The sequence below is a fragment of the Solilutibacter silvestris genome, assembly GCF_002895945.1.
Lineage (GTDB): Bacteria > Pseudomonadota > Gammaproteobacteria > Xanthomonadales > Xanthomonadaceae > Solilutibacter > Solilutibacter silvestris.
This window is the reverse complement of sequence record NZ_NPZB01000002.1, coordinates 948,053-972,156: the sequence shown is the minus strand read 5'-3', so window position 1 is coordinate 972,156 and position 24,104 is coordinate 948,053. Positions and strand designations below refer to the sequence as shown.

The 24,104-nt window shown below is 61.5% G+C and carries 21 protein-coding genes; 7 read left to right on the top strand and 14 right to left on the bottom strand.

Translation table 11 applies throughout. From position 1 onward, the window contains the following. Positions 1 to 20: 20 nt before the first annotated feature. From Lysil_RS12065 to Lysil_RS12050, 4 genes are read right to left on the bottom strand one after another with little or no spacing between them, the layout of a single operon-like run. A complete protein-coding gene (locus Lysil_RS12065) occupies positions 21 to 1,085 on the bottom strand; it encodes an ABC transporter permease (RefSeq protein WP_103075791.1) in 1,065 nt (354 codons plus the stop codon). Beyond that, complete coding sequence (locus Lysil_RS12060; RefSeq protein ID WP_103075790.1) at positions 1,082 to 1,942, bottom strand: ABC transporter ATP-binding protein; 861 nt, start codon at positions 1,940 to 1,942, stop codon at positions 1,082 to 1,084. Before Lysil_RS12060 ends, Lysil_RS12065 begins: the two co-directional genes overlap by 4 nt. Continuing rightward, positions 1,939 to 2,310, bottom strand: coding sequence for a GntR family transcriptional regulator (locus tag Lysil_RS12055; protein ID WP_103075789.1), 372 nt, complete (start codon positions 2,308 to 2,310; stop codon positions 1,939 to 1,941). The genes Lysil_RS12060 and Lysil_RS12055 overlap by 4 nt, the downstream gene beginning before the upstream one ends. A 1-nt stretch (position 2,311) precedes the next feature. Then, entirely contained in the window at positions 2,312 to 2,536 is a 225-nt protein-coding gene (locus tag Lysil_RS12050; RefSeq protein ID WP_103075788.1) for a hypothetical protein, read from the bottom strand. A gap of 206 nt (positions 2,537 to 2,742) precedes the next feature. Here Lysil_RS12050 and Lysil_RS12045 point away from each other — a divergent pair, with 206 nt between their 5' ends. Continuing rightward, a complete protein-coding gene (locus Lysil_RS12045; protein WP_240600546.1) occupies positions 2,743 to 4,524 on the top strand; it encodes a copper resistance system multicopper oxidase in 1,782 nt (593 codons plus the stop codon). Between the two features lie 74 nt (positions 4,525 to 4,598). Continuing rightward, complete coding sequence (locus tag Lysil_RS12040) at positions 4,599 to 5,414, top strand: copper resistance protein B (RefSeq protein WP_240600544.1); 816 nt, start codon at positions 4,599 to 4,601, stop codon at positions 5,412 to 5,414. A gap of 29 nt (positions 5,415 to 5,443) precedes the next feature. Here Lysil_RS12040 and Lysil_RS12035 read toward each other — a convergent pair whose 3' ends face one another. The 4 genes from Lysil_RS12035 to Lysil_RS13605 form a co-directional block, all read right to left on the bottom strand. Next, complete coding sequence (locus Lysil_RS12035; protein WP_103075786.1) at positions 5,444 to 6,763, bottom strand: ABC transporter ATP-binding protein; 1,320 nt, start codon at positions 6,761 to 6,763, stop codon at positions 5,444 to 5,446. 16 nt (positions 6,764 to 6,779) lie between these two features. Continuing rightward, positions 6,780 to 8,531: an ABC transporter permease gene (locus tag Lysil_RS12030; protein WP_103075785.1), complete on the bottom strand. Its 1,752-nt coding sequence runs from the start codon at positions 8,529 to 8,531 to the stop codon at positions 6,780 to 6,782. Between the two features lie 523 nt (positions 8,532 to 9,054). After that, entirely contained in the window at positions 9,055 to 10,059 is a 1,005-nt protein-coding gene (locus Lysil_RS12025; protein ID WP_240600542.1) for a zinc-dependent alcohol dehydrogenase family protein, read from the bottom strand. Positions 10,060 to 10,075: 16 nt separating this feature from the next. Continuing rightward, positions 10,076 to 10,825 (bottom strand): LuxR family transcriptional regulator, encoded by a 750-nt coding sequence (locus tag Lysil_RS13605; RefSeq protein WP_103075784.1) that lies wholly within the window; start codon positions 10,823 to 10,825, stop codon positions 10,076 to 10,078. A gap of 290 nt (positions 10,826 to 11,115) precedes the next feature. On the opposite strand from Lysil_RS13605, the gene Lysil_RS12015 reads away from it, so the two are divergent. Together Lysil_RS12015 and Lysil_RS12010 are read left to right on the top strand one after the other, a co-directional pair. After that, entirely contained in the window at positions 11,116 to 11,553 is a 438-nt protein-coding gene (locus Lysil_RS12015; protein WP_165782489.1) for a DUF4902 domain-containing protein, read from the top strand. A gap of 166 nt (positions 11,554 to 11,719) precedes the next feature. Continuing rightward, positions 11,720 to 12,277: an acyl-homoserine-lactone synthase gene (locus Lysil_RS12010; protein WP_103075782.1), complete on the top strand. Its 558-nt coding sequence runs from the start codon at positions 11,720 to 11,722 to the stop codon at positions 12,275 to 12,277. A 259-nt stretch (positions 12,278 to 12,536) separates the two neighbouring features. Here the strand turns inward: Lysil_RS12010 and Lysil_RS12005 are convergent, their stop codons facing one another. After that, positions 12,537 to 12,737, bottom strand: coding sequence for a hypothetical protein (locus tag Lysil_RS12005; RefSeq protein WP_103075781.1), 201 nt, complete (start codon positions 12,735 to 12,737; stop codon positions 12,537 to 12,539). Continuing rightward, positions 12,728 to 14,287, bottom strand: a complete 1,560-nt coding sequence (acpA, locus tag Lysil_RS12000; protein WP_205756936.1) for an acid phosphatase — start codon at positions 14,285 to 14,287, stop codon at positions 12,728 to 12,730. Before acpA ends, Lysil_RS12005 begins: the two co-directional genes overlap by 10 nt. Positions 14,288 to 14,332: 45 nt before the next feature. On the opposite strand from acpA, the gene Lysil_RS11995 reads away from it, so the two are divergent. Then, complete coding sequence (locus Lysil_RS11995) at positions 14,333 to 15,667, top strand: cytochrome-c peroxidase (RefSeq protein WP_103075780.1); 1,335 nt, start codon at positions 14,333 to 14,335, stop codon at positions 15,665 to 15,667. On the opposite strand, the gene Lysil_RS11990 is transcribed toward Lysil_RS11995, so the two are convergent. From Lysil_RS11990 to Lysil_RS11980, 3 genes are read right to left on the bottom strand one after another with little or no spacing between them, the layout of a single operon-like run. Beyond that, positions 15,599 to 16,240: a dihydrofolate reductase family protein gene (locus Lysil_RS11990; RefSeq protein ID WP_103075779.1), complete on the bottom strand. Its 642-nt coding sequence runs from the start codon at positions 16,238 to 16,240 to the stop codon at positions 15,599 to 15,601. The two genes, Lysil_RS11995 and Lysil_RS11990, sit on opposite strands and share 69 nt — an antisense overlap. Before the next feature lie 17 nt (positions 16,241 to 16,257). Next, positions 16,258 to 19,389: a multidrug efflux RND transporter permease subunit gene (locus tag Lysil_RS11985; protein WP_103075778.1), complete on the bottom strand. Its 3,132-nt coding sequence runs from the start codon at positions 19,387 to 19,389 to the stop codon at positions 16,258 to 16,260. A 3-nt stretch (positions 19,390 to 19,392) separates the two neighbouring features. After that, entirely contained in the window at positions 19,393 to 20,562 is a 1,170-nt protein-coding gene (locus tag Lysil_RS11980) for an efflux RND transporter periplasmic adaptor subunit (protein WP_103075777.1), read from the bottom strand. Between the two features lie 156 nt (positions 20,563 to 20,718). On the opposite strand from Lysil_RS11980, the gene Lysil_RS11975 reads away from it, so the two are divergent. Both Lysil_RS11975 and Lysil_RS11970 read left to right on the top strand, forming a co-directional pair. Next, positions 20,719 to 22,026 carry a nucleotide sugar dehydrogenase gene (locus Lysil_RS11975; protein ID WP_103076049.1) on the top strand — a complete coding sequence of 436 codons (1,308 nt, stop codon included), beginning with the start codon at positions 20,719 to 20,721 and terminating at the stop codon, positions 22,024 to 22,026. Between the two features lie 30 nt (positions 22,027 to 22,056). Beyond that, positions 22,057 to 23,064 carry an NAD-dependent epimerase gene (locus Lysil_RS11970; RefSeq protein ID WP_103075776.1) on the top strand — a complete coding sequence of 336 codons (1,008 nt, stop codon included), beginning with the start codon at positions 22,057 to 22,059 and terminating at the stop codon, positions 23,062 to 23,064. Between the two features lie 3 nt (positions 23,065 to 23,067). On the opposite strand, the gene galE is transcribed toward Lysil_RS11970, so the two are convergent. Next, positions 23,068 to 24,087, bottom strand: coding sequence for a UDP-glucose 4-epimerase GalE (gene galE / locus Lysil_RS11965; RefSeq protein WP_103075775.1), 1,020 nt, complete (start codon positions 24,085 to 24,087; stop codon positions 23,068 to 23,070). Between the last annotated feature and the right edge of the window lie 17 nt (positions 24,088 to 24,104).

The following is a 24,104-nucleotide window of genomic DNA, read 5'->3' as shown; positions in this document are numbered from 1 at the left end:
AATCAGGTGATCTTGCGGGCTCAGGCTTCGGTGCGCCAGCGGCGCAGGCGGATGGCGCCGAAGATCATGACGATGCCGATGACTGCGCCGATCCACAGGGCGGGAGTGGTCCAGGTGTCCAGTCCATTGATGTAGCGCAGCCCATCGTGCAGGTTTTCGGGACCATGGCGATGAATCGCCGCTTCCGACAACCCGATCAGATGCGCGCCGGGGAAGGTGCCGGTCAGCAAGCGGACGATGTCGTGCTTCCACATCATGCTCAGCACAGGCGTATCGCGGTACATGCCGTTCAACATCACCGCCCACGACACCAGCGCACCGGTCAGCAGCGGCAGGCCCACAGCCCACAGGAAGGGCACCCGGCGCGACCAGGCCGAGCACAGCAGCAACCAGCCCGCAGTCGGCAGCGCCCACAGTGCATACAGCGGCACCAGCAGCAGCATCTGTCCGATGATCATCAGCGGATCGAGGTTGGACCACAGCAACGCCAGCGGCAGGCCGTTGCCGAGCATGAACACGCTGATGATCAGGGCGAAGGCCAGCATCGTCACCAGCGATACCGCGATCGCGATCAGCGGCGCGACGACCAGGCCGGACAGTACCTTCGACAGCACGGTTTCACTGTCGGACACCGGCATCGACTTCCAGAACAGCACGCTGCGATCCTTGCGCTCATCGAACAAGGCACTCAGGAAGTAGAAGAAGACCACGAAGCCGAGCACCATCAGCGGCCACACACCGGCCACCATCAACACGCCGTTGACCGCATCGTGCATCTGCGCGAGATCTGTTGGCGATGCGTTGGCCAATGCCTGGCGCACGCTGTCGCTGTTGGCAGGCACGTCCTGGTTGCCGATATGGACGACCCACGATGACGATTCCGACTGGAACTTGTGGAAGGCGAACTGGCCGGCGCTGCTGCCGATGATGGTGAACACCAGGAAGATGACGCTGGTGATGATCGGTGCCCACAGGAAGCTGCCCTTGTGTTCCCAGAATTCGCGCTTCAGCAATGTCTTCATGCGGTGCGTGGGATGTGGCGTGGTGCGTGCGATTGCGTTCGCGTTGTCGGCGACGGCGTTCATGCGTAGGTCCCCTTCATGGTGGCGACGAACAGGTCGGCGATGCCCGGGTTGCGGGTTTCGCCAAGCGCGGCGAGCTGTACTTGTGGCACGCCATCGAATAGCAGGATGGACTTGCCGAACGGCATCGCGCGTTCGCTGATCGGTTTGAGTGCGCGGGCGGCGTCGAGGCGGTCGGGATTCACCAGCACTTCGGTGAAGCGCTGGCCGATCTCTTCCATTGGCGCGTTGAGCACCAGCTTGCCGTTCTGGATGAACATCACGTCGGTGAGGATGTGTTCGATCTCCTCGACCTGGTGGGTGGTGACGATGATCGTCTTGCCTTCGTCGAAATAGTCCTCCAGCAGGCGCTGGTAGAACTCGCGGCGATAGAGGATGTCGAGGCCGAGCGTCGGCTCGTCCAGCACCAGCAGGCGTGCATCGATCGCCATCACCAAGGCAAGGTGCAGCTGCACGATCATGCCCTTGGACATCTGGCCGACGCGCATCTCCGGCTTCAACTGGGTGGGGGCGATGAAGCGTTCGAAGCGGCTGCGGTCGAAGCGCGGATGCACGCCTTCGACGAATTCCGCGGCGTTCTTCACCTTCAGCCAGCGCGGTAGCACGGCGACGTCGGCGATGAAGCAGACATCGTTCATCAAGGCATCGCGCTGGGTCTGCGGATCGCGGCCGAGGACGTCCAGTGATCCTTCATACGGAATGAGTCCGAGGATGGCCTTGAGCGCGGTGGTCTTGCCGGCGCCGTTGGGGCCAATCAACCCGACGATGCGGCCGGCCGGGATCTCGAAACTGACGTTGTCGAGCGCCAGTGAGTTCTTGTAAGCCTTGCGCAGGCCACGTGCGGTGATGACGGCGGTCATGGTGCGCTCCACTTCTTGGTTGGATCGAGCAGTTCGGCGGGTTCGAAACCGAGGCGCTGGATGCGCTCGATGATGAGCGGCCATTCTTCCTTGAGGAAGCGCTCGCGTTCGTTGTTGCGCAGATGGTTGCGGGCGCTGTCGGTCACGTACATGCCGAGGCCGCGACGCTTCTCGACCATGCCTTCGTCGGCGAGTTCCTGATAGGCCCGCGACACGGTGATCGGGTTGAGCTGGTATTCCGCGGCGACTTGGCGCACGGAGGGCAGGGCATCGCCCGGCTTGAGGACTCCATCGAGCATCATGGCGATGACCTTTTCCTTGAGTTGACGGTAAATCGGGCTGCCGTCGGCCCATTGCACGGGTGACATGTCAGATCCTTGGCGGGAAGGCGAAGAACGGGACCGCCTGGGCCTGGCGGATGCGAACGATTCGGCTGGCCTTGCCCGAGGTCGGGTGCGCCTTGACCGCGGCGACCGGCGCGACGGCTTGTGCGACCGGCGAACCGGCCAGCGCGGTGGCGGTGCCGAACCCGGCGATGGCGAGGCTCAACAGAGCCGTGGTGCCATGCCTGCGGGCGGTTGCTCCGATGTTCATGGTGGCGTCCTGTTTGACTGGTGTTGTATTGAACTATAACACCAAATCAGCCCTCGTCAATACCCCGTCAACCCAACTGAAGTCATGGTTGCGGACAGTGCGGACGTCCGCCCTTGACCTTGGAGTCGCTCCAGACTTTAGAGTCGAGACTTGGAAGATGGCCGGGCAGACGACATGCGCCCGGATAGTCGCAGTCTGGAGTGGTAATGGCTTTTGAAATCAATGAGTTGCAGGATGAAATGGCGGTGCCGGCACGACGCCGCTTCGTCCAGGGCATCGCCGCTGGCGGAGCGCTGCTGGGGCTCGGGCTATGGCCGAGGCCGGGTTGGGCACTGCGTTCGGCCGGACAGCCCGAAGTCCTGTCTGGCACCGAGTTCGATCTGTCCATTGGCGAAACGCCGGTCGATTTCACCGGACATGTCCGCAACGCAGTGACCGTCAATGGTTCACTACCGGCGCCGCTGTTGCGCTGGAAGGAAGGCAGCACCGTGAATCTGCGCGTGCGCAATACCTTGCAGCGCGGTGGCATGCACGGCAATGAAGCATCGATCCATTGGCACGGCATCCTGCTGCCGGCGAACATGGATGGCGTTCCGGGAATGAGTTTCGACGGCATCGCACCCGGGGAAAGTTATCTTTATCGCTTCCATGTGCGGCAAGCGGGCACGTACTGGTACCACAGCCATTCCGGATTCCAGGAACAGCGCGGACTGTATGGCCCGCTGATCATCGATCCGATCGAACCCGAACCCTTCCATTACGATCGCGATTACGTGGTGTTGCTCAGCGATTGGACCGATCTCGATCCGCAACATTTGTTCGCGCGCTTGAAGAAGATGTCGATGTACGACAACCGCTATCAGCGCACGGCCGGCAATTTCATCCGTGATGCACGGAGGAACGGGCTGTCGGCGACGCTGGCGGATCGCAGGATGTGGGGCGGCATGCGCATGTCGCCGAGCGATCTCTCTGACGTCAATGCCAATACCTATACCTATCTGATGAACGGCACCACGTCGCTCGGCAACTGGACGGGACTGTTCAAGCCGGGTGAAAAAGTGCGGCTGCGCGTGATCAACGGATCATCGATGACGCATTTCGACCTGCGCATTCCGGGGCTGAAGATGACCGTGGTCGCAGCCGATGGCCAGTACGTGCATGCAGTGACGGTCGATGAATTCCGCATCGCGCCGGCGGAAACCTATGACGTGATCGTTGAACCGTCGGGGCAGGACGCGTATACCTTGTTCGCGCAGGATCTCGGGCGTACCGGATACATCAGCGGCACGCTCGCGGTGCGCGAAGGATTGCGCGCGCCGATTCCTGCCATCGATCCGCGACCGTTGTTGACCATGTCCGACATGGCGATGGGTCACGACATGGGATCGATGCAGGGCATGGAACATTCCGGCAACGACATGTCCGCGATGCCCGGCATGGACATGGGCCACGGTTCGGGCGACATGCAATCGCACCCGGTCAGCGAACACGGCAATCCACTGGTGGACATGCTGGCGATGACACCGTCGCCGAAACTCGATGATCCCGGCATCGGCCTGCGCGACAACGGCCGCAAGGTGCTGAGTTATTCGATGTTGCGCAGTGCTTTCGACGACCCCGACGGTCGCAATCCCGGTCGCGAAGTCGAGCTGCATCTGACCGGCCACATGGAAAAATTCGCATGGTCGTTCAACGGCCAGAAGTTCTCCGATGCCGCGCCACTGAAGCTCACCTACGGCGAGCGCGTGCGTATCGTGCTGGTCAACGACACCATGATGACGCATCCGATCCACCTGCACGGCATGTGGAGCGATCTCGAAGACGAACATGGGAACTTCATGGTGCGCAAGCACACCATCGACATGCCACCGGGAACGCGTCGCAGCTATCGCGTGCGTGCCGACGCGCTTGGCGGCTGGGCCTATCACTGTCACCTGCTGTACCACATGGAAGCGGGAATGATGCGCACCGTGCGGGTAGGAGAGTGATGGTGGTGGCGAAGACGTACCTGTTTGCGGTGGTTGGCGTTGCATTTGTGGCAACGCATGCGGGCGCACAATCCATGGATCATTCCCAAATGCAGGGCATGGACCACTCGCAGATGTCGACGCCTGCGGACGACCATGCGACGCACAAGAAAGATGTAACGAAAAAGACACCGGTGCCTTCCACGATGCCGATTCCACCCTTGACCGATGCCGACCGCGCTGCTGCAACACCGCCACATGGCGGTCACGACATGATGGACAACGCGGTACACAGTTATCTGTTGCTCAACCGTCTGGAAACCTGGAATGACAAGCCGGGCAGGGGTGTGGCCTGGGAAGGGAAGGGCTGGATCGGCACCGATCTCAATCGCGTATGGCTGCGCAGTGAAGGCGAGCGCGTCTCCAGCCATACTCAAGCAGCCAGCACGGAAGTGCTCTATGGCCGCAGCGTGTTGCCATGGTGGAATGCAGTGGCCGGTGTCCGCCATGATTCCAGTCCCGGCGCTGGCCAGAGTTTCGCCGCTTTCGGCGTGCGCGGACTGGCGCCGCAGAAGTTCGAGATAGAGGCGACGGCATACGTCGGTCAACGCGGACAGACCGCAGCGCGTTTCGAAGCCGAATACGAATTGTTGCTGACCAATCGCCTGATCCTGCAACCGTTGGTCGAGGTGAACGCCTACGGCAAGGATGATCGCCTGCGCGGCATTGGTTCGGGTTTGAGCACCGCCGAAGCCGGATTGCGCATGCGCTACGAATTCACCCGACAATTCGCGCCGTACATCGGCGTCACCCGCGAACAGTCATTCGGGCACACCGCCGATTTTCGCCGGCAGGCGGATAAGCGTAGCGGGCAGGCGCGTTTCGTGGCGGGGTTCCGCATCTGGTTCTAGGAATGCCTGGTCGGAGCCGGAGGACGCACTCAGCTCGGATTGTCGAGCGTGAGCAATCCTGTTTCCTCGTCATAGGCGAAGTATTCGGCGTAGCGCGCCCAGCTGATCACCGCGTGCAGCGTGTCTTCAGCGTAATCCTCGGACATGTGGTCTTCCAGCTCATCACTGAAACGATGCAACGGCGCGCGATGGGTCGGCCGTTCGTCGAGCACGCGGCGGATGTGCGCGGCCAGCGGCACGCGCGAGGCAAGATGTTGCGCGAACAAACGCTTGCGGCCGTCGATGTCGCTCTCGACGAAATATCGTCCTTCCGACGTCAGGCGCAAGTCGCCGCCTTCCAGTTCGGCGAGGCCAAGCAATTGCAATGCTTCGGCGATCGGGAACAGTTCGTCGATCTCCATCTGCAGGCTGGCGGCGAGCGGTGGCAAATCGGCATGGCCGTGGTAGGGCTCGGCGGCGACTGCTTCCAGCAAACCCGCGAGCAGGTTCGAGGACACCGGCGTCAATGGCATGGCGATACCGCCGGCGCTCGGCGCGATCGGTTCGCGATGCGAGATCGGCGCGCGTGCGGTCATCCGCGCATAGATGTCTTCGACCAATGCCCGGAACGCTGGGGCGAGGCGGTTGCGCGGCTGCGGCAAGGTGACATGGATCTCGCTGATCACGCGTCCGGGATTGGCACCGAAGATCACGATGCGATCGCACATCAGCACCGCTTCCTCGATGTTGTGCGTCACCATCAGGATCGATTCGATCGGCATGCGACCTTCCGCCCACAGATCGAGCAGGTCGGTGCGCAGCGTTTCGGCGGTGAGGACATCGAGCGCGGAGAACGGTTCGTCCATCAGCAACACTTTCGGATGCATCACCAATGCGCGTGCCAAGCCGACGCGCTGGCGCATGCCCCCCGACATTTCCTTGGGATACGCGCTTTCGTAACCATCGAGACCGATCAGATCGATCGCCGCCAGTGCGCGTTGCCGACGCTCACTCGCGGCGATGCCACGCGCTTCCAGTCCGACCTCGACGTTTTCCAGCACCGTCAGCCACGGGAACAACGCGAAACTCTGGAACACCATCGCCAGATCGTCCGGTGGTGAGCCGGCGGGCTGGTCGCGATAGCGCACTTCACCCGCACTCGGCTTGATCAGCCCGGCGATCGTGCGCAACAACGTCGACTTGCCGGAACCGGAACGGCCGAGCAATCCGACGATTTCGCCGGAACCAAGACTGAAATCGACATTGTCGAGCACCACCAGCGGCGTGCCGGTGCCCTTGTCGAAGACCTTGCGCACGCCACGAACTTCGACGAGTGGTTGCACTGAAACGGGAGCGATGATTGCGTTCATGTGTATTTCTCGAAATTCAGTCCAGGCGCAGGCGACGTTCGGCATAGACATACAGCCGTCGCCACAGCGCGCGATTGAAGAGGGTGACGAATACTGCCATCACGCCGACACCGAGCACCACGCGCGGATAGTCGCCGGCTTCGGTGGCGTGTGCGATGTATGAGCCCAGTCCGTAGGCTTCGACCTTGTCGTCGCCCCAGCGCGCGAGTTCGGCAACGATGCTCGCGTTCCACGAGCCACCTGATGCGGTGAGTGCACCGGTCAGGTAGTAGGGAAAGATGCCGGGCAGGATCACGCGTCGCCACCATGTCCACGAACGCAGGCGATAGACGCTGGACACTTCGCGCAGGTCGGAGGGGAAGGCGCTGGCGCCGGCGATCACGTTGAACAGGATGTACCACTGCGTGCCGAGCACCATCAGCGGCGACAACCAGATGTCGGGATTGGCGTGCGTCGAGACGATCGCGACCACCGCGAACGGGAACAACACGTTGGCCGGGAACGCTGCGAAAAATTGCGCCAGCGGCTGCACCAGTTGCGCCACGCGTGGACGCAATCCGATCCACACGCCGATCGGCACCCACACCACGCTCGCCAGCGCGATCAGCACGATCACGCGGAGCAGGGTAGCGAAACCGCCGCCGAGTGCAGCGGCGAGATCGCTCCACGTCAACGTGCGGCGCGCGTATTCGAAGACGATCCACAGACCGATGGCGCCGGCGATCCAGATCGACACCTGCCACACGCGGTCGCCCCAACCGGACGCGGCATCGTCATCACGTGCCTGCGTCTGCATCGGCTTCGACAAACGCACCAGCATCAAGCGATCCCAGGCGCGCTCCAGCGGCGAAATCACGCGCTTCAGCAACTGCGTGCGGCGCAGCAGGTCGTACAGCCACGATTGCGGACGATCGTTCGACGCTGTCATCTCGACACGGAATTTGTCGGCCCAGGCCACGATCGGCCGGAACAGCAATTGGTCATAGAGCAGGATCAACACGCCCATCGCCAACACGGCCCATCCCACCGCAGCGAAATTCTTCTGCGCGATCGCCACCGACAGATACGAACCGATGCCGGGGAGGGTGACGGTGGTATTGCCGACGGTGATCGCTTCCGACGCGACCACGAAAAACCAGCCGCCCGACATCGACATCATCATGTTCCAGATCAGGCCCGGTGCCGCGAACGGCGCTTCCAGCCGCCAGAAACGCTGCCACGACGAGAAACCGTAGCCGCGACTGACCTCATCGAGATCGCGCGGTACCGTGCGCAAGGATTGATAGAACGAGAACGCCATGTTCCAGGCCTGGCTGGTGAAGATGGCGAAGATCGACGCCAATTCCGCGCCGAATTGGCTGTTGGGCGCCAAGCCGATGAAGAACGTCACGGTGAAGGTGAGGAAGCCGAGCACCGGCACCGATTGCAGGATGTCCAATGCGGGCACGATCACGCGTTCGGCACGGCGGCTTTTCGAGGCCCAAGTCGCAAACGTGAAGGTGAACAGCAGCGACGCCGCCATCGCCGCGAACATCCGCAGCGTGGTACGCAATCCGTATTCCGGCAGATGACGGATATCGAGCGACACCGGGTGCGTATCCAGTGCCGCCATCGGCGCGTGCATGGCCGCGGCACCGTGGATCAACAGAATGCCAACAGCCAACACCAGCGCGAACACCGCGATGTCGTAACCGTTGGGCAGGATGCGGCCTTCGGTCAATTCCGCTGCATCACGCTGACTGAGACGGTCACGTGGAACAAACACCATGGCGCGTCCTCAGCGGCGATTGGAACAAGGGCGGGAATAATGGACGTGCGGCCGGTTGCGGCCGCGATTGGGCATCGCGCCAGTCTGGCTGGCGTTGTTTTCAATGGCATTGCGGGCCGGAGGCAGCAAAGCGCGGGCATCGGGTGTCATCGGCGATCTCTCCGGAACGAACGGAAATGCCAAAGGCGTCCTGACCGGCAAGCCGGAGCGGATATCGTTTGGGTTGGGGGCAATGCCTGTGGCGGCATCGCGGGCCCGTCCTGAGCGGACGGACTTCCTGGATCAGGCGTTCCGTCGGCTCATGCGCCGTAAACGAGATCGACTATGACTGTCCAAGGAAGGTGGCCTTTGGGAAAAGCGTGGTGAACCTTATGCGCGCTGGAAGGCGGAGTCAAGGTTGGTGGAAACGTGGAGTCGGGCCAAATGATTGATTTGGCAGGCCTTGTATATTTACATAATATGCATTATGCGAAGTATAATGGATGCTGCCTGGACTTGCCAATGGAAAATCCAGTCTCCCCAGTCATGCTTCTTGCTTGGGCACAATCAACACCTTGCCACTGCGCTCACCTGCTGCTGCCGCGGTAATCGCTTGCTTGATTTGCGCCACATCGTAGGTTGCCTGGATTGGCGTGTGCAGCTTGCCCTGGGCGATCAGGCCCGCGAGTTCACCAAGCAGCGCCTGGACCTCTGCGGGAGGTGTAATGCGGTACCAGCGCGCAAGCCAAAAGCCCTTGAGCGCGATGTCGCGGAAGATCAGCTCACGTGGAGACACCATGCAAGCTTCGCCGCTCAACGCGCCATAGTTCGCGATGGTCGCTCCCTCGGACAGACATGCCGCAAGACGCATAGTCGCACTGCCGCCGACCGCATCCACGCCAAGACCAATCACGGCGGCACCGGTTGCATCCTTGACGCGTTCAGCGAGGTCTTCGCCATCGACCAGTACGACATCACCGCCGAGCGCTTTTACACCCGCGACTGCGGACTCGCGACGCACCACGTTCACGGTCTTCACGCCGCGCAGTGCGGCCAATTGGACGAGATAGCTTCCAACGCCGGAATTGGCACTGTTCTGAATCACCCAGTCGCCACTGTGAAGGCTGACAAAATCACGCAGCAATAGAGCCGCGGTTGGCGGATTGACTGTCAGCATCGACAATTGCTGCGGATCAGCGTTGTTCGGCAACGCAATCAACTGTGCCGCCGGGGCGACAACATGTGTGGCCCATGTGCCAATGCCGGCGGGCAGCAGCACGACCTGCCCCACCCCGGGTCCATGCGTGTCCGGTCCAAGCTCGACAACCCGCCCGACTCCCTCGTTGCCACCGACCGCTGGCAGCGGAGGCAGGATGCCGTATTCGCCAGTCAGGGTCAGCACATCGCTGGGATTGATCGGAGCTGCCAGTACAGCAACGAGCGCTTGCCCTTGCATCAGCGATGGGCGATCAAATGGCACGGCGTCGATGACATCCTGAGGCACCGGGCCGCGTCCGGCGTATAAGGCTTTGAGCATGTTCAAGGTCATGTCCTCTTGCCAAGTGCTAGGTAATCAGCCCGAACAGCACCGCACGCACCACTGCCGCTGTCCTGTTGGGCGCTTCGAGCTTGGTCATCGCACAGTTCGTGTGGAAGTTCACCGTGCGTTCGGAAATGCTCAATATGATGGCAATCTCGCTCGAAGTCTTGCCTTCCGCGATCCAGCGCATGACTTCCAGCTCCCTATCCGTCAGCTTGTTCAAACGCGCGGAATTCGGGCGCTGGATCAGATGTTGTGCCAACCCGTAATGGGCCACTTGGCTTAGCCATAGCAATTTCGGCATTCGATCGCGAATCTCGCCGGCTGTTATCAATTCCGCACTTCTGGTAACGGTAAACATGCCACGGATACCGTTTGGGGTCTGCACGGGTTGTGCCCACCCCGAAGCTATGCCGTGGAAATTCGCGTCCTCCCAAAATGGGATCTCTTCGCTTTTTTTATCAATGCCCGACCAGACATAGGGGGAAATCGATGACATGCCATGACGAACGGCAGGATCAATTTGCAAATAACCCTGTTCCTGGTATACCCGCTGCCAGGATTGCGGATAGTTGTTCAGCATGATGATTTTCGGGCTTGATATTGGCAAAGGAACACGCACGCCATACGCACAATGCTCGAATCCGATCTCACGCCCGAACGAGGCAATTTTTTCAAACAGTTCCTCTTGACTGCCTCCGTCAATCAGGGCTTGAAGCTGATCTTCCTTCCACTCTCGCAAAGCCACCCTCCCATTGATCTCCAGCCATGCCAAGGCACCGTCGGCAGCGCTTGACTGTCTGAATTGACAGTACGCTCGGTTCGCGGACTAAGGTAGGTTACCGTCAAGACAATACACCCGAAAGAAGTCGGGGTGCACTTCCATGGGGGGAGATGTCCTGCAATGGGGGGATGGTTGTACTGCTTCGGGGTAGCAGTACAACCATCCCATGAGCCTCGCAAGCCATATCAACTTGAAAAGCTGGAATGAGAACGCGACCATTGCGTTCACTCCAAATTCGCGGGATGAATTCTAAGCTGCGAGTCGATAGGCAGAGGAATGCAATGATGATTCTCGACCAAGATGGTTATGTAAAACTCTATCTGAGAAATTTCCGCGGTATTCGCATGGAGCATTTTGTATCTGGCCTTGAGGAAGATGCGCACGAGAAGACGCCCATGGAAGGTGCCAGCGTTTCGACGATCGAAGGCTACACGGAATGGGTCAGCACCTCCGTACCAGTCATCTCCCTGGGATGGGATTGGATTTTCGACCCGATGAGAATCCCATCAATGCTCGTGCGCCAGAACTCACTCCGAACCAATGTCATGTTCCTGGACAACGACGGAGCCGAGGTCGGGCCTTTCAAGACAGCGGTCTTGCTCGAAGCAGTTCTGGAATGCTTTGGTTGGCAAGAAACGGTTCTTGATGCAATCGAAAATCGATATGCAATGCACCAAAAAACACCCCCGTTGCACGAAGCAAATATTCAGCTTGAATGACGAAGAAAAGCATTCACACAAGCCGACAACAAATACTGGATTTCGATTGTCTTCGCAAGTCACTTGCGGGGCATCTTTCAAGTACTTCAGTGTCAAATCTGACAGTTATCCGGACAGCTGGTTTCTGACAGCCTTCCCCTGCAGGGCATAGGGGGAGAAAGGGTCCATGGATGTCTTATTCGGGAACGCGGCTTCCCTGTCCGACCGCTTGTTCCATGAGCTGGGCAAATATCGGCGGGACATCTTCATAGAGAAGCTTGGGTGGGAACTCGACGCCACCAACGAGCTGGAACTTGACCAGTTCGATCGCAACGACACCATCTATGTCCTGGCCCGGGACGAAAACCGAAGGATTATCGGTTGCGCCAGGTTGCTGCCAACGACTCGTCCGTACCTGCTCGGGGAAGTTTTCCCCAACCTGCTGAATGGCTTGAAGCCCCCCTGTTCCAAGGAGGTATGGGAGCTTTCACGATTTGCTGCGACTGGCCACCTGAACCAGGGGAGCAGCCCAGGCCCACAGCATCCCTCGAAATTGGCGATCGAAATATTGAATGTCGCGGCAAATTACGCCAAGCGCCAGGGAGCCAAACGGCTGATTACGGTGTCTCCAATAGGCATGGAAAGATTGCTTCAAAAAACTGGTTTTCACACCCACAGAGCGGGGCCTCCAATTTTGGTGGCAGGTCACCCCACTGTTGCTTGTTGGATCGAAATCGACGAATAACTGGTCCAGGGGACCGCATGACAAAGACCGGAATTCTTCAAGGTGCCAGCCATTGAAACTCTTTCGCCAGCATGTGATGGACCTTGAATGGGAGCAAAGACTTGACGTGCCCCATCTCGAATCATCCAGGCTGTGGTGGTTCATTTCCGGTTTCTGGGCCTTGATGTTTTGTTCAGTGGCGTTTTTCATCTTGTCCGCGGAATACACGCGGCATGAACACCTGGAGGGTGGCCTGGTCCCTGCAGATGTGCAGCAACTTTCAGCTTCCGGTCAAGCCGAACTCAATTCCGCAGCAGTAAAAAAAGCTCGCCGCCGACCAATTGAAGTTCGGTGACTGATAGCCGTTGCCGGTCAACGGATCGCAGTTCTCGTAGATCGGGCCTGGAGCGCCGGCACTGGCACGCAAGGCGAGCGCCATGACGATGAAACCCCGCAACATCGGCGCGATCTTCAGTGCCACAATTCCAGTGCCGAAGTGAAGTCGCCCATCGCCGCTTCGCCATGCGCCTTCAACGCGGCATCGCGTTCGAGGATGCCGGGTAATGGCACAAGGCCGAAACGATGGTTGATCAGGCGCTGGATCGAGCCGGTGTCGTACTGAGTGTGATCGACGACCCCACGCTTGGCGAACGGCGACACGATGATCGATGGAATGCGCAGGCCCGGCCCCCAGCGATCAGCCTTCGGCGGTGCGACGTGATCCCACCAGCCGCCGTTTTCGTCGTAGGTGACGATCACCACCATGTTCTTCCACTGCGGGCTGCGTTCCAGGTGCGCGATGACGTCGGCGATGTGCTGGTCGCCGGCGCTTACGCTGGCGTATCCGGCGTGCTGGTTGAGGTTGCCTTGCGGCTTGTAGAACGCAACCGGCGGCAACTTGCCGGCGTCGATGTCGGCGATGAATTTCGCGCCGTCCAGTCCGCCATCGCGCAAGTGCTCCGTGCGTGCAGCGGTGCCGGGTGCGTATTGCGTGTAGTAATTGAACGGCTGGTGGTGGTATTGGAAGACGATCTTTTCCGCGTCCTTGCCGCCATCCAGCGCGATCTGCCAACCACCGGAGTACCAGGCCCAACCGATATTGGCAGCGCTGAGGCGATCACCGATGGTCTCGGCCGATTGCGGACTCAAGGTGATGCGGTCGAGTGCCTCCGCACTGTTCTTCGGCGCCGGCTTCCCCGATGGCGCGTACGGCGGCATCATCGTGTTGACCGCACGGAAATCAGGCGTGAGCACGCCGTAGTGAACGTATTTCGGCGGGCCATCAAGCGCCGAGGCCGGACTCTTGGCATCGACCTTCAGGCTGACGCCATCGTCGTTCACCACCGAGATATTGTTCTGGTATTTCTTCGGGTCGGCCTGGGTCTTGAAGTCGGTCGGCGCGCAGGCGCAGATCAGGTACTGGTGGTTGAGGAAGGACGATCCGAACGCGCCGTGGAAGAAGTTGTCGGCGAGCACGTACTTGCGCGCAACCTGCCACATCGCCATTTGCGATCCATCGAAATAGCCCATGGATTCGCCACCAGCATCGCTCCAGGCGGCAAACTTGTCGTTCTTGCCACCATTGATCTGCATCTGCTGGTTGTAGAACGCATGGATCAGGTCATGCAGCTTGTAATCCAGCGAGACGCCGTAGCCGTTCGGATCGTCCAGTGCATAGGCGCGATTGGGATGGCCACGCGTTGCTTCGGTTGTGATCTGTTTCGGGTCGGATGCGACCGTCAAGCCCTGCCCTGGCACCGGTGGCAATGTCTGGAGCAGGCTGCCATCGCGATCACGCTGCAGGTATTGTCCGGGTTTGAGGTGTTGCACCCCGTTGGCACCAGGGAAATTCCCGTAGAGATTGTCGAAGCTGCGATTCTCGGCGTAGATCACCACGATGGTCTGGATCGCATCGAGCCCGGAGTCGTGCATTCCAGTGCCCGCGCTGCCCTTGCCCGGCGTGGTCTGGCACGCCCCCAGCACGGCAATGGCCACGGCGACGGGAACGATCCTGGCAAGCCTGCGCATCATCGAAATACTCCTGCGGAATTCATCCCGGGTTTGTAGCATATGCGGATGTCACGCCTGCGACGCCCGTTGATCCTGTCCGCCATCGTACTCACGATGATCGCAACGGCAAGTCGTTCCGGCTCGTGGTACGAAGACGCTCGCGTGCGCACCGGATTGCTGCGCGATGCCGGCCGACGCATCTTCTCCGATCCGTCGTACTCGGCATCGGGCCGGCAATCGTGCGCGAATTGCCATGATCCCGCCAATCGCTACAACCCATCGAACCCCCTCGCCGTACAGATGGGCGGTCCGTTGCTGCGCGACCAGGGACTGCGGGCGCCACCGACGCTGACCTATCTCAATCGCATTCCGCCCTACGACAACCACCACCACGATTCCGAAGACGAAGCCGACAATTCCATCGACAACGGCCCCACCGGCGGCCTGACCTGGGATGGCCGTGTCGACAACAGCGCGCAGCAGGCGGCGATTCCGTTGACGTCGAAATTCGAAATGGCCAGCACCAAAACCGCGATTGCCGCGGCGGTACGACGTGCGCCGTATGTGGGCAATCTGCGCAAGGCATTGGGCGAACATGCACTGGATCGCGACGATGATGCCTTTGCTGCGGTGACCCGCGCGCTCGGTGCCTTCGAGGAGGATTACGCCGAGTTCAGTCCATACACCAGCAAATACGATGCGTGGCTGACGGGGCATGCGCGTTTGAACACACGGGAATTGCGTGGGCTGGCCTTGTTCGAGGATGAGAAAAAGGGCGCTTGTGCGTCCTGCCACCTGTCGCGGCGCGCCCTCGATGGCACGCCTCCGGTGTTTTCGGATTACGGCTTGATCGCACTGGGTGTCCCGCGCAACCCCAAGCTTGCGCGCAACAGTGATCCGGCGTTCGACGATCTCGGTGCCTGCGGGCCGGAACGCAAGGACAAGGCCGGACAGCCGGAATATTGCGGCCTGTTCCGCACGCCCACGCTGCGCAATGTCGCGCTGAGGAAGACGTTCTTCCACAATGGTGTCTTCCACGACTTGCGCGACGCCGTCGCGTTCTACGCCACGCGCGACATCACGCCCGAACGCTGGTATTCACGCGATGCCCGCGGTCGCGTGAGCCGTTACGACGATCTGCCGGCGCGCTACCACGGCAACATCAACATGGATGCACCGTTCGCCGGCCAGCATCCGGGCGCCAAACCGTCACTCGGCGATGCCGATATCGACGACATCGTCGTGTTCCTCGGTACCTTGAACGATGGCTATCTCAAGGACAATCCATATCGCGCCAAGCCCGCCGCAGCAACGCCTTGGGCGCTGCCTGCTTCAGCGGCCGAGGATGATGTGCGTCGCGGCGGCGGTGGGCACGTGCTCGATCACGCGATACCCCAGTGATGGCAGATCGATGCCGGTGAACATTGCTTCGCCCTGCCCCAACACCACTGGCGTGATCGCGAAATGCAATTCGTCGATGACGCCGGCCAACAGGTACTGGCGCACGGTCGACACGCCACCGCCGATCTTGACGTCGAGATCTCCGGCCGCGGCGCGCGCTTGCCGCAACGCGCTGTCGATGCCATCGCTGACGAAGTGGAAGGTGGTCCCGCCCTCCATCACGATCGATTCGCGTGGATGGTGTGTCAACACGTAGGTCGGCGCGTGGTACGGCGGATCATCGCCCCACCAGCCTTTCCATTCATTGTCCGGCCAGTCGCCGCGAATCGGCCCGAACATGTTGCGACCGAGGATGAAGGCGCCAAAACCGGCCATGGAACGTTCGGCGAAATCGTTGTCCACTCCGGTTTCGCCACCGGGCTTGCCGATCATTTGATGGAACATCCGGGTGCCGAACATCCACGGGTGCAGTTCCCTGCCGCGCTTGCCCAGCGGATCGGTGAGACTCTGCTCCGGGCCAGCGCCGAAGCCATCGAGGGACAACGAAAACCCGGCAACGCGTATCTTGCCCATTGCATGCTCCTCCGTGCTCAGGAATCGTGCGATTCAGGTTTCACCGGTCCATCCAGCTTGTCGCCGAGGAAGCGCCGCACCGTGGTGTAGAACACCGGGATGAACAACAGGCCGAGGAAGGTGGCGAACAGCATGCCGCCGATCACGCCGGTGCCGATGGCATGGCGGGAGTTGGCGCCGGCGCCGACGGAAATCGCCAGCGGCGTCACGCCGGCGATGAACGCCAGCGACGTCATCAGGATCGGTCGCAGGCGCAGGCGCGCGGCTTCGAGTACCGCTGCGGCCAATGGCTTGCCATCGCGTTGCGCGAAGATCGCGAACTCGACGATCAGGATGGCGTTCTTCGCCGCCAGGCCCATCACCGTGATGATGCCGATCTTGAAGTAGATGTCGTTCGGCAGATCACGCGCCCAGGACAGCAGTACCGCGCCGAGGATGCCGATCGGCACTACCAGCAACACCGCGACCGGGATCGACCAGCTTTCGTACAGCGCGGCCAGGCACAGGAAGACCACGATGATCGACAGCACCATCAGCATCGTGGTCTGGTTGCCGGAGAGGATTTCCTGGTAGCTCTGTCCTGCCCAGTCGTAGCCGAAGCCCTGCGGCAGATCCTTGTTGACGATGGTTTCCATCGCCTTCATCGCATCACCGGAGCTGTGGCCCGGCGATTGCTGGCCCACCACTTCCACTGCGGCGAAACCGTTGTAGCGCGTCAACGACGGTGATGCCATCTCCCACTTGGCATGGACCACGTTGGAGAGTGGAATCATCAGCGGCACGCCCGCGGCATCGGTCTGGGTGGAGGGCGTGTAGAACGATTGCAGCGATTCCGGCCCGGTGCGGTACGGCGCATCGGCTTGCATGTTGACGCGCTTGACGCGTCCGCCCTGGATGAAATCATTGACGTAGACCGGCGCCAGCATCAACTGGATCGAGCTGTAGATGTCGCCCACTGATAGCCCCATCGACTGCGCTTGCAGGCGATCGACATCAAGCCTGAGTTGCGCGGCAGGGGGCAAGGCATTCGGGCGCACGGCCATCAACGTCTTGTCCTGCGAGGCTTTGCCCATCAACGCGCCCAGCGCCTGCCCCAGCGCGGGACGGCCTTGGCCGCTGCGATCCTGCAGGTACATGTCGAAGCCGCCGAACTGGCCAAGGCCATTCACCGTCGGCATGTTCATCACGAACACCTGCGCATCGCGAATGCCGAACATCACCATGTTCGCTTTCTGGATGAATTCGGTGGCAGTGGTCTTGCGCTGGCTCCAGTCCTTGAGGCGAACGAAAGCGATACCGGCGTTTTCACCGGCGCCGATGAAGCTGAAACCGGACACCTGCATCATCCCGTCGACTTCGGGCATTTGCTGCAATTTGGTGCGCACTTCGTCGAGCGCCGCATCGGTGCGGCGCAAGGTGGCCCCGGCCGGCAACTGCACCATGACGATGGCATAGCCCTGGTCTTCTTCCGGCAGGAAGCTGCCCGGCATTTTCCAGAACAGGAAGCCACCCGCCACGGCCAGCGCTGCGAACACCGCCATCCAGCGCGGCGTGTGGCGAATCGCACTGGCGATATTGCCGACGTAGGTCTTGCTGATGCGATCGTAGAGTTTGTTGAAGCCGCGGAAGATCGGGTTGCGCGCTTCGTGATGGGCGGTCGGCCTGAGCAGCGTCGCGCACAACGCGGGCGTGAAGCCGAGCGCGAGGAAGGCCGAGAAGAACATCGCGATGGCGATCGTCAGCGCGAACTGCTTGTACACCGCGCCGGCACTGCCACTTTGCAATGCACTGGGAATGAACACCGCGGCCAGCACCAGGGTGATGGCGATCACCGCGCCGGTGATCTGTTGCATTGCCTTCACCGTCGCTTCGCGTGGCGACAGTCCTTCCTCGGACATGATGCGCTCGACGTTCTCGATCACCACGATGGCGTCGTCAACCACGATGCCGATGGCCAGCACCATGCCGAACAGCGACAACTGGTTGATGGTGAAGCCGATCATGTACATGCCGAGGAACGTGCCGAGCAACGCCACCGGGATCACCATGGTCGGGATCAACGTGGCGCGCAGGTTCTGCAGGAACAGCAGCATCACCAGGAACACCAGCACCACCGCCTCGCACAGCGTCTTGACCACTTCCTGCACGGAAATCTTGACGAAGGTCGAGGTGTCGTAAGGGCAGAACCATTGCACGCCGGCGGGGAAGCTCGGCTGCAGTTCGTCCATGCGCGCCTTCACGGCGTCGGCGACTGCCAGTGCATTGGCGCCCGGCGCCAGCTGCACGGCGAAACCTGCCGCCGGCTGTCCATCCCACTTCATGTTGAAACCGTAGGCGCCAGCCAACTGCACCCGTGCGACGTCCTTCAGGTGCACCGCCGCGCCATCGCTGTTGGTGCGCAGCAGGATGTTCTCGAATTCCTGCGGCGTGCTGAAGCGTCCTTCCGCGGAGACCGTTGCCGTCACCATTTGCGACGCCGGAGACGGATCACCACCGACTGTACCGGCGGAGAACTGCACGTTCTGCCCGCGCACCGCCGCCAATACCTGGCTCGCCGACATGCCGTAGGCCTTCAGCTTCTCGGGGTTCAGCCAGATCGCCATCGAGTACTGGCCGCCGAACACCTGGGTGCTGCCGACGCCCGGCACGCGCGACACCTGGTCGACCACGCGCGAGGCGATCAGGTCGGCCAGCGCGTCGCGATCGACCGACGGATTATTGGTGCGCAGTGCCACCACCATCAGGAAGCCGGAGTTGGCCTTGGCCACCACCACACCCGATTGCACCACTTCGCTCGGCAGTCGCGGCGTCGCCTGCGCCACCTTGTTCTGCACCTGCATCTGCGCGATATCGGGATTGGTGCCGGGCTTGAACGTCAGGTTGATGCTGGATTGGCCACTGGCGCTCGACGAACTGAAGTAGTCGAGGTTGTCGATGCCGGTGAGTTGTTGCTCGATGATCTGCGTCACCGCGCGTTCGGTGGTTTCGGCGCTGGCGCCCGGATACCCCGCGCCCACGCTCACCTGCGTCGGGGCGATGTTGGGATACGACTCGACGCCAAGGCTGCGGATCGCCAACGCTCCCGACAACGAAATCAGGATCGCGACGACCCAGGCCAGTACCGGGTGTTCGATGAAATACTTCGGCATGGGTTATCCCTGTTTGGCCGGAGCTGCGGCCGCGGCCGGCGCCGCCGGTTTGGCATCTGCGGGCACAGGCTTCACTGCCTGGCCGGGCTGTTGCACGCGCTGCACGCCACTGACGATCACTTTGTCGCCGGGCGCCAGACCGCCGGACACGATGTAGTTGCTGCCTTGCTGGCGACCATCCGGCAGGCTCTTGCGCGCGGCCTTGTCGTCGCTGCCGACCACCAGCACGTACGGACCCTGCTGGTCGCGGAGGATGGCGATCTGCGGGATGCGATAAGCCCCCTGCTGCTCGGCGAGCGTGGCCTTGACGGTGACGAAGGTGCCCGGCATCAACAAATGTTGCGGATTCGGCAACAGCGCGCGCAGCTTCACCGCGCCGGTCGCGGGATCGACCACGCTGCCGGAGAAATCGAGACGCGCCTTCTGATCGAACATGCTGCCATCGGGCAGGATCACATCGACCTCGCGCGATCCGCCACCTTGCGCGGACAGCTCGCGCAGTTTGGTGAGATCGTTCACGCCGACCGAGAACTCGATGTAGAGCGGATCGACCTGATCGACGGTGGTAAGCAGGGTCGCAGTGCCCTGCCCGACCAGCGCGCCTTCGGTGACCTGGGCGATGCCGGCGCGACCGGCGATCGGCGCATGCACCGAGGCATAACCCTCGTTGATGCGTGCCGACTGCACCGCTGCCTGGGCCTGCTTGACCGCCGCATTGGCACTGCGTTCGGCGGCGACGGCATTGTCGAGATCGGCCCTGGAGATGAACTTGCCCGGCGCCAGACCACGGGCGCGTTCGGCTGCGGCGTGGGCGTTGGCCGAGGTGGCCTGTGCACTCGCCAGCGCGGCCTGCGCCGCTGCCGTGGCAGCGCGCAGCGGTTCCGGATCGATCTGGAACATCGGCTGCCCGACCTTCACGTCGCTGCCTTCGGTATAGATGCGGCGCTGGACCACGCCGGCGACACGCGCGCGCACGTCCGAGCTGCGATAGGCGGCCAGGCGTCCGGACGATTGCGCTTCGACGGCAATCGTCGAAGGCTGCACCACCACGAAACCGACTTCCGGCGGCGGCATCTGCCCACCCTGGCCGGGGCCGCCGCCCTGCTTCGACGAGCAGGCGATCAGGGCCGTGGAGAGGACGCTCAGCGCGAGCAGGCGCGTGGTGGTTTTCATCAAGAAGAACTCCTGGAGCCGATCAGCGTAGGGATGATGCGTGCCACGGGCGATCCGGGTACTGCATGGACCAACCACACGAAGCTGCAAGAGTACACTGCACCTCCGTCAACTGACGTGTGCCGAAAGTCTAGGATGGACAGGATGCCAATGAAGATGCCCACGCCAAGTCCAATCGAAAATGGTCTGGTTGAATACGACCGGATCAAGCTTGCGGTCATCGGCTTGGGCTATGTCGGCCTGCCACTGGCGGTGGCATTCGGCAAGCGCCATCCCACGCTCGGCTTCGACATCCAGGAACGGCGCATACGCGAATTGCGCGAGGGACACGACCGCACCCACGAGATATCCCCGGAACAGTTCGCTGCCGCCGATCGATTGACGTTGAGCAGCGATGAAGTCGACCTGCGCGATTGCAATGTCTTCATCGTCACCGTGCCGACGCCGATCGACGACGCCAAGCGCCCCGACCTGCGACCGCTGGAATCGGCCAGCCGCACCGTGGGACGCGCGCTCTCGCCCGGCGCAGTGGTGGTGTTCGAATCCACGGTCTATCCCGGCGCCACCGAAGAAGTCTGCGTGCCGATCATCGAGCAGGTCTCGGGACTGAAGTTCAATCGCGATTTCTTCGTCGGCTACAGCCCGGAACGCATCAACCCCGGCGACCACGAGCATCGCCTCGAAACCATCCTCAAGATCACCTCGGGTTCGACGCCCGAAGCCGCCGACCTGATCGATCGGATTTACGGCAGCATCATTACTGCCGGCACCCACAAGGCCTCGAGCATCCGCGTGGCGGAAGCGGCCAAGGTGATCGAGAACACCCAGCGCGACCTCAACATCGCCCTGATCAACGAACTGTCGCTGATCTTCCATCGCCTCGGCATCGACACCGCTGAAGTGCTGGCGGCCGCTGGCACCAAGTGGAATTTCCTGCCGTTCAAGCCGGGACTGGTTGGCGGCCACTGCATCGGCGTCGATCCCTACTACCTCACCCACAAGGCGCAGCAGATCGGCTACCAGCCGCAGGTGATCCTGTCCGGTCGGCGAATCAATGACGGCATGGGCTCGCATGTGGCGCGCCGCGTGGTCAAGCTGATGACGCAGGAGAAGATCAACCTGGTCGATGCCCGCGTGCTGGTCCTTGGCCTCGCCTTCAAGCCCGATTGCCCCGACCTGCGCAATACCCGAGTGATCGACGTCATCGATGAGCTGCGCCACTACCACCTCGATATCGATGTCTTCGATCCGCGCGTGGACAGCGAGGAAGCCCACCACGAATACGGGCTCGACCTGCTGGTGGAACCGGTCAGCGGAAACTATGACGCCATCGTCTTCGCGGTGCCACATCGCGAGTTCCTAGATCGCGGCATCGATTGGGTGCGGTCGCTGGGCAAGCATGACCACGTCATATTCGATGTCAGCCAACGCTTGCCCGCAGGCAGCGCGAATGACAGGCTATAAGGCCTGTCAACACTATCGGGCACGCCCTGGATGCGCATCCTCGTCACCGGCGCCGCCGGCTTCATCGGATCGACCCTCACCCACCGCCTCCTCGAGCGCGGCGATGAAGTGCTGGGCTTCGACAATCTCAACGACTACTACGATCCCACGCTGAAGGAAGCGCGACTGGCGCGGCTGCAAGGGCGTCCCGGCTTCACCTTCGTGCGCGCCGATCTCGAAGACCGCGCGGCGGTGGATCGCGCCTTCAAGGAATTCAAGCCCGATCGCGTGGTGGCGTTGGCGGCGCAGGCCGGCGTGCGCTATTCGCTGGAGAATCCGCGCGCCTACATCGACAGCAATATCGTCGGCTTCCTCAACATCCTCGAAGCCTGTCGCCACTTCGGTTGCGAGCATCTGGTCTACGCCTCGTCGAGTTCAGTGTATGGCGCCAACCGCAAGTTGCCGTTCGCGGTCGAGGACAGCGTCGATCATCCGGTCAGCCTCTACGCGGCGAGCAAGAAAGCCAACGAACTGATGGCGCACACCTACAGCCATCTCTACGGCATCCCCACCACCGGCCTGCGCTTCTTCACCGTGTATGGCCCGTGGGGCCGCCCGGACATGGCCTTGTTCCTGTTCACCCGCAAGATCCTGGCCGGCGAACCGATCGATGTGTTCAACCATGGCCGCCACAGCCGCGACTTCACCTATGTCGACGACATCGTCGAAGGCGTGATCCGCACGCTTGATCGTCCACCCGGCCCCGATCCCGCCTACGACCCGATGCATCCGACGCCAGCGTCGTCGACCGCGCCGTATCGCGTCTACAACATCGGCAACAACCAGCCGGTGGAATTGCTGCGCTACATCGAAGTGCTGGAGGATGCGCTGGGCCGCAAGGCCGAGATGCGCCTGCTGCCGATGCAACCCGGCGACGTGCCCGACACCTATGCCGATGTCAGCGCGCTGCAGCGCGATACCGGATACACGCCATCGACGCCGATCGAGACCGGCGTGCGCAACTTCGTCGAGTGGTATCGCGACTACTACAAGGTGTGACGCTCAGGCGTCACCATATCCTTCAGGGTTCTGCGACTGCCAACGCCAGGCATCGACACACATGGTGTCTACATCACGAGCGGCCTTCCAGCCGATGACATCGTGCGCGCGGCGCGGATCGGCATACACCGAAGCGACATCGCCGGCACGGCGTTCGACGATCTCATAAGGAACCTTGCGGCCACTGGCCTGCTCGAAGGCATGTACCAGTTGCAGCACGCTGACGCCCTGCCCGGTGCCGAGATTGAGCGTGGTGGCGGGATGTCGTGCATGTTCCAGCGCGTTCACTGCATCGACATGCGCGCGCGCCAGATCGACCACGTGGATGTAGTCGCGCACGCCGGTGCCATCGATCGTCGGCCAGTCGCCGCCGAAGATGCCGAGACGCTCACGCCGACCGACCGCGACCTGGCAGATGTAGGGCATCAGGTTGTTGGGGATGCCGCACGGATCCTCGCCGATCGTGCCGGAAGGATGCGCGCCCGCCGGATTGAAATAGCGCAGCAGGATCGCGTTGAACTCCGGATCCGACGCGCAGACGTCGCGGATCATGTCTTCGATCATCAATTTGCTGCGGCCATAGGGATTGGTCACCCGCAGCGGCGCTTCTTCATCCACCGGAACGCTGTCGGGATTGCCGTAGACCGTCGCCGATGAACTGAATACCAGGCGCTTGCAGCCATGCGCACGCATCGCCTGCACCAGGTGGATGCTGCCAGTGACGTTGTTGCCGTAGTACTCCAGTGGTTTCTCCACCGACTCGCCGACGGCCTTCAGCGCCGCGAAGTGGACCACGGCATCGAAGCGCTCCTGTTCGAACAATCGATGGACCGCAGAGGCGTCGCGAAGATCGATGCGGTGCAGCAGAAAGCGTGTTCCGGCCAGTTTTTCCGCACGCGCAACCGAGGCCTGCGACGCATTGCAGAAGTTGTCCAGGATCACAACCTGATGATTCGATGCGGCCAGTTCGATGCAGGAATGGCTGCCGATATAGCCGGCACCGCCGGTGACGAGGATCTTCATGGCATTGATTTTATTCG